The sequence below is a fragment of the Saccharopolyspora sp. NPDC002578 genome (assembly GCF_053592695.1).
Genome location: NZ_JBSFWJ010000139.1, coordinates 1 through 6,149 on the forward strand (window position 1 = coordinate 1; position 6,149 = coordinate 6,149).

Annotated in this window: 4 protein-coding genes; 2 read left to right on the plus strand and 2 right to left on the minus strand. The window is 71.9% G+C overall.

Annotated elements, in window-relative coordinates; genetic code table 11:
• Positions 1-168: 168 nt before the first annotated feature.
• Positions 169-1,176 (minus strand): sugar phosphate isomerase/epimerase family protein, encoded by a 1,008-nt coding sequence (locus ACWD38_RS29860; protein WP_184479742.1) that lies wholly within the window; start codon positions 1,174-1,176, stop codon positions 169-171.
• 327 nt (positions 1,177-1,503) lie between these two features.
• On the opposite strand from ACWD38_RS29860, the gene ACWD38_RS29865 reads away from it, so the two are divergent.
• The gene (locus tag ACWD38_RS29865; protein WP_184479743.1) at positions 1,504-2,067 is read left to right on the plus strand and encodes a hypothetical protein; all 564 of its coding nucleotides are present in this window, start codon (positions 1,504-1,506) and stop codon (positions 2,065-2,067) included.
• Between the two features lie 61 nt (positions 2,068-2,128).
• Entirely contained in the window at positions 2,129-3,130 is a 1,002-nt protein-coding gene (locus ACWD38_RS29870) for an LLM class flavin-dependent oxidoreductase (protein ID WP_450125404.1), read from the plus strand.
• A gap of 331 nt (positions 3,131-3,461) precedes the next feature.
• Here ACWD38_RS29870 and dapA read toward each other — a convergent pair whose 3' ends face one another.
• On the minus strand, positions 3,462-5,867 hold the full coding sequence (gene dapA, locus ACWD38_RS29875; RefSeq protein WP_184479745.1) for a 4-hydroxy-tetrahydrodipicolinate synthase: 2,406 nt from the start codon (positions 5,865-5,867) through the stop codon (positions 3,462-3,464).
• Positions 5,868-6,149: the final 282 nt, after the last annotated feature.

Below are 6,149 nucleotides of genomic sequence, written 5' to 3' on the forward strand. Positions count from 1 at the left end.
GACAAGCTATAGCAAGCCGACCACCGGCGGGTTCTCAGCGGCTTCCTCGCGAGGACAGCGATTTCGTGGTGTAGGGAGCTACATGAGAAATCGATCCCGCAGCGAGGAAGCCGCTGAGGTTCCGCTGAGCGACCCGCTACGCAGGTCATCCCGAAAAGACCAGGTCCGCTACTTGTCGGTGGCGAAGGCGGCGTCGAAGGCGACCTCCGGCGGTTCGATCGCCGTCAGCTTGCGGACGAACGCGAGCGCGTCCGGCGCGCCGAGCATCCGGTCCATCCCCGCGTCCTCCCACTCGACGGAGATGGGCCCCGCGTAGCCGATCGCGTTGAGCCCCCGGAAGATCGGCTCCCACGGCACATCGCCGTGCCCGGTCGAGACGAAGTCCCAGCCGCGCCGCGGATCCGCCCACGGCAGGTGCGAGCCGAGCCGCCCGTTGCGCCCGTTGAACTGCTTGACCGACTCCTTGCAGTCCACGTGGTAGATCCGGTCCTGGAAGTCCCACAGGAAGGTCACCGGGTCCAGGTCCTGCCAGAGGAAGTGGCTCGGGTCGAAGTTCAACCCGAACGCGGGCCGGTGCCCGATCGCCTCCAACGCGCGCCGCGTCGTCCAGTAGTCGTAGGCGATCTCGCTGGGATGCACCTCGTGCGCGAACCGCACGCCCACCTCGTCGAACACGTCGAGGATCGGGTTCCACCGCGCGGCGAAGTCGGCGTAGCCCCGTTCGATCATCTCCGGTGGCACCGGCGGGAACATCGCCACCGCGTGCCAGATGGAGGAACCGGTGAACCCGACCACCGTGGACACCCCGAGCTTCGCCGCGGCTCGCGCGGTGTCCTGCAACTCCGCCGCGGCGCGCGTGCGCACGCCCTCGGGCTCACCGTCGCCCCAGATGCGCGCGGGCAGGATGCCGCGGTGCCGCTCGTCGATCGGGTGGTCGCAGACGGCCTGCCCCACCAGGTGGTTCGACAGCGTCCACACCTTCAACCCGTGGGCTTCCAGCAGGTCCAGCCGCCCCTGGACGTAGTCGTCCTCGGCCAGCGCCCGGTCGACCTCGAAGTGATCCCCGGAGCAGGCGATCTCCAACCCGTCGTAACCCCAGCCGGCGGCGAGCCTGCACACCTCCTCGAACGGCAGGTCGGCCCACTGGCCGGTGAACAACGTGACCGGTCTCGGCATCGTGATCTCCCTTGCTCGACGGTGCGGGAAGAACACCCGCCGGGGGCGCCGATCGGCCTGGGAACGTCCGCGGGATTTCCGCGCGAGGCACGGCGCTCGCGAGAAGGAGGACGGAAGAAGTCCGGAAATCCGCGGTGGGCCGACCGGTTCGGTTCGCCGATTCGCGGCGAACAACGCATTCCGGGCGGGCACGAACTCCGCCCAAATTAAGCCACCCGCAACACGAGCACCAGACCCCGCGAACGAGTTCCCGCGGAAGTCGGCCTCGACCGCGTTCGACGCCGCTCGATCTGCGCAGATCTCCCGCCAGCTGGGTACTCGATGCGCATGAGCAAGGATCGCGACGACTACCAGCAGGACTACACCCACCCCGAGCTGCGGGAACGACTCAAGGAGGAGCTGAAGGACTCCAGCAAGGGCGGGCGCCGCGGACAGTGGTCCGCGCGCAAGAGCCAGCTGCTCACCCAGGAGTACGAGAAGCACGGCGGCGGCTACCGGCACCCGCGGCGGCCGACCAGGTCCCAGCAGGACCTGGCCGAGTGGACCGAGCAGCGCTGGATGACCGAGTCGGGCTCGGCGCACGCGCGCCACGGCGAGCGCACCGAGCGCTACCTCCCGGAACAGGCGTGGGCCGAGCTGTCCCCCGCCGAACGCCGCGAAGCGCAGCGGGCGAAGCGAGCCGGGTCGCGACGCGGCGAGCAGCACGTGCCGAACCCGCCGGCGGCGAAGTCCGCGCGCAAGGTCGCCGAGCTCGACGCGCTGCCCGCGCGGGAGGCGGCGCGGCGCGCGCGGAAGCTGACCGCGCGCGAAGCCGAGGAAGCGCGGCGGCACGAGCGCGAGCACAAGGGCCGCAAGACGGTGCTGCGCGAGCTCGACAAGATGATCCCCTGAGCTCCGTCGCTCGTTCCCGCCACGGGGTGTTGCCCGTCCCGGGGCCGCCGCGTCGAGGAGAATGCCGCGGGTGCCTCGGAAGCTGACGTTGTCCGTCCTCGACACCTCGCCGATCGTCGCGGGCTCCTCGCCGCAGCAGGCGCTGCACCGCACCCTCGACCTCGCCGCGCTCACCGACGAGATCGGCTACCACCGCTACTGGGTGCCCGAGCACCACGGCATGCGGGGCGTCGCCTGCGCCGAGCCCGCGGTGCTCGCCGGGGCCATCGCGTCGGCCACGGCACGGCTGCGGGTGGGCGCGGGCGGGGTGCTGCTGGCGAACCACCCGCCGCTGCTGGTCGCCGAGCGGTGGGGCATGCTCGCCGCCCTGCACCCCGGCCGGATCGACCTCGGCATCGGCAGGGCTCCCGGCGGCGCGCCCGCCACCGCCGAAGCGCTGCGCCGGCCGCCCGACGCCACGAGCGCACCGGCGCACGCCGCCGCGCTGGCCGAACTCCTGGACCACTTCGAGCCCGAGCCGCAGCGATCGCGAGTGCGGGCCGTACCGGCTCGCGGGAACAGGCCCGACATCTGGCTGCTCGGTTCGTCCGGCACCGGCGCGCGCCTGGCCGCGCTGCACGGGCTGCCCCACGCGAACGCACACCACCTGAACCCGGACGACGCGCACGTCGTCGCCCGCGACTACCGGGCCGCGTTCCAGCCGTCCGCGTCGCTGCCGGAGCCCACGACGCTGGTCAGCGTGGCGGTGATCTGCGCCGGCACCGACGCCCGCGCCGAGTGGCTCGCCGGGTCCACGCGCGCGAAGGCGCTGAGCCGACGGCGCGGGAACCGAATCCTGCTGCCCGGCCCGGAGGACGCGGCCGGTGAGCTCGCGCCGCTCGACCAGGCCGAGGTCGCCGCGTGCTCCCCCGGCCTCGTCGCGGGCTCGCCGGGCACCGTGCGCCGCGAGCTCCACGCCATCGCGGCGCGCACCGGCACCGCCGAACTGATGATCACCACCCCGATCCACGACCACGAGCAGCGCCTGCGCTCCTACGAACTCCTCGCGGACGCGGTGCGGTAGCGCCCCGCAGGAACCGAATCGCGCCTCGCCGGTTCCCTTCCGCCACGGCATCAGGAGTCCTTCCAGAGTGATCTTTTGATCGGTGTCTTGTCAGCGGCGAAGCCGCTGAGCAGTGACCGGCTTGAGCAAGACGACCACCCGCGGGTTCCCAGCTGCTTCCTCGCGAGGACGGCTTTTTTCCTCGTGGCGGAGCCACTTGGAAAAAAGATCCCGCAGCGAGGAAGCCGCTGAGGTTCCGCTGAGCGACCCACTACGCAGGTCATCCTGAAAGGGAGTCCTCACCACCAGCGCGCGGTCGGCCGCCCTGGTGACCCCGGCTGCGGCGGATGGTTCAGCGGGTGTGGTTGTGCATGACGTGCTTGGTGCGGGAGTAGTCCTCCAGCGCGAGGATCGACAGGTCCCGGCCGTAACCGGAACCCTTGAACCCGCCCCACGGGACCTCGTTGGCCAGCGCCAGGTGCGAGTTCACCCAGACCGTCCCGGCGTGGATGCGCGCGGGCACGTCGTGCGAGCGGCGCGCGTTCTCCGTCCACACCGATGCGGCCAGCCCGTAGGGCACGTCGTTGGCCCGGCGGATCGCCTCTTGCTCGTCGCGGAAGGTCTCGACCGTGACGACCGGCCCGAAGACCTCCTCGCGAGCGATCTCGGCGCCTTCGGGCACGTCGACGAGCACGGTCGGCGCGATGAAGTACCCCGGCCCCTCCAGCGGGCCGCCGCCGAGCGCGGCGCGCGCACCGTCGCGCAGCGCGCGCTCCAGGTGGCCGCGCACCCGGTCGAAGTGCGCCCGGGACACCAGCGGGCCGATCTCCGCACCCTCCGCCGCGGCCTCGCCGGTCGCCAGCGTGGCGGCCTCGCGGACGAGGTGCTCGACGAACTCGGTCGCCACGGATTCGTGCACCAGCACTCGGCACGCGGCACCGCACTCCTGGCCGGAGTTCCAGAACGACGCCGTGCGCAGGGTTTCGGCCGCCGCGGCCAGGTCGGCGTCCTCGAAGACGACCACCGGCGCCTTCCCGCCGAGCTCCAGGTGCACTCGCTTGAGCCCGTCGGCGGCCGCCCGCGCCACCGCGCGACCGCTGGGCACCGAACCGGTCAGCGCCACCAGGTCGACGTCCGGGTGCGAGGACAGCCGCGCACCCACCACATCACCGCGACCGGTGACGATGTTGAGCACGCCGGGCGGCAGCAGGTCGGCCACCAGCTCGGCGAACTTCAACGTGGTCACCGGCGTGATCTCCGAGGGCTTGAGCACGCAGGTGTTGCCCGCGGCCAGGATCGGCGCGATCTTCCAGGCCGCCATCATCAGCGGGTAGTTCCACGGCGTCACCACGCCCACCACGCCGACCGGTTCGCGCACGATCAGCGACAGGTGGTCGTCGAGGTACTCCCCCGCCGGCATCGAGCCGGTCGCCCGCACCGCACCCGCCATGAACCGGAAGGTGTCGACGGTGCCCGCGATGTCGTCGCGGGCCACCGCCAGCGGCTTGCCGGTGTTCGCGGATTCCAGCCGTGCCAGCGAATCCTCGTGCTCGGCGACGCGGTCGGCGATCGCGTGCAGCACGTCCGAGCGGTCCTTCGGCACCCGCCGCGCCCAGGAGCCGCGCGCCGCGACGGCTTCGGCCACGGCCCGGTCCACGTCCTCGGCGGTGCCGTCGGGAGTGCGGCACAGCACCTGCTCCGAGCACGGATCGATCACGTCGAGTTCCCGAGCCGAGGTCGAGTCGGCGTACCCACCGGCGATGAAGTGCCGCGACGGGGGCAGTTCCGCCGCCACGACCAGCGGACGCGAGTCGCCCGAGCGCAGCACCTCCGCGGGTGCCGCCGGTGCGTTCCCGGCGCGCACCGGTGCGGTCTCGCCCCGGGCCGCCGCGGCCTGCGCCGAGATGCGCCGCGTCGCGTCGGGCGCGAGGTCCAGCAACGGGCTGCGCGGGCTGCCGACGGGCAGTCCCTCCGCGTTGAGCACGGCCTTCACCGCGGAGATGAACGGCACCGTCATCAGGGTGTCCATCAGCGGGTGCAGCCGGGACCACTCGGCGCGAGCGCCGTCCAGTTCACCGGCGCGCAGCGCGCGGTGCATCGAGACGAGCTCGGCGGGCACGAGGTTCGCGCTGCCCGCCACGACCCCGGCAGCCCCTTCGGTGAGCGCGGCGAGGATCAGCGTGTCCCAGCCGCCGAAGGTCGTGATCACGTCCCCGTGGTGGTGGATCAGCTGCCGCAGCCGCGACATGTCGGCGTTGGTGTCCTTGATGTAGCGGATGTTGCCGACCTCGCGCGCGAGCTTCGCGACCAGCTCCGGGGAGAGGTCGACACCGGTCACCGCGGGCAGGTTGTAGAGCATCACCGGGATGTCGACGGAGCCGGCGACCGCGCGCAGGTACTGCTCGGTCTCCGGCTCGCTCAGCGGCTCGTAGTACGGGGTCACCAGCATCACGACCGCGGCCCCGGCCTCCTGCGCGTGCCGGGAGAGCCGGATCGCCTGGTCGGTGCTCACCGCGCCGGTCTGGGCCACGACCGGGACGCGCCCGGCGGCCCGCCGCACCACGGTTTCCACGACCAGGCGGCGTTCGTCCTCGTCCAGCGCGGCGAACTCACCGGTGGAGCCGCAGGCGACGAGGCCGTCGACCCCGCCGTCGATGCTGCGATCGACCACGCGGCCCAACGCGGCCACGTCGACCTCGCCGTCGGAGGTGAACGGCGTAGGCAGGGCGGTGAGAACTCCGCTCAGGTGCGGCGACATGCAGAAACCCCTTCTTCTCGTTCGTTCACCGGCCGCAAGGCGGCCGGACGCGCGTGGTGGTGATGCCGACTCCGCGACCTCGGACCGCTCAGAACCTGCCCATGACTTGTCGCTCCCGACGCACAACGTCCTTGATCTGTGTCCTGTCAGCGGCGGAGCCGCTGAGCAGTGACCAGCCAGAGCAGGCCGACCACCGGCGGGTTCTCAGCGGTTTCCTCGCGAGGACGGCTTTTTTCCTCGTGGCGGAGCCACTTGGAAAAAAGATCCCGCAGCGAGGAAACC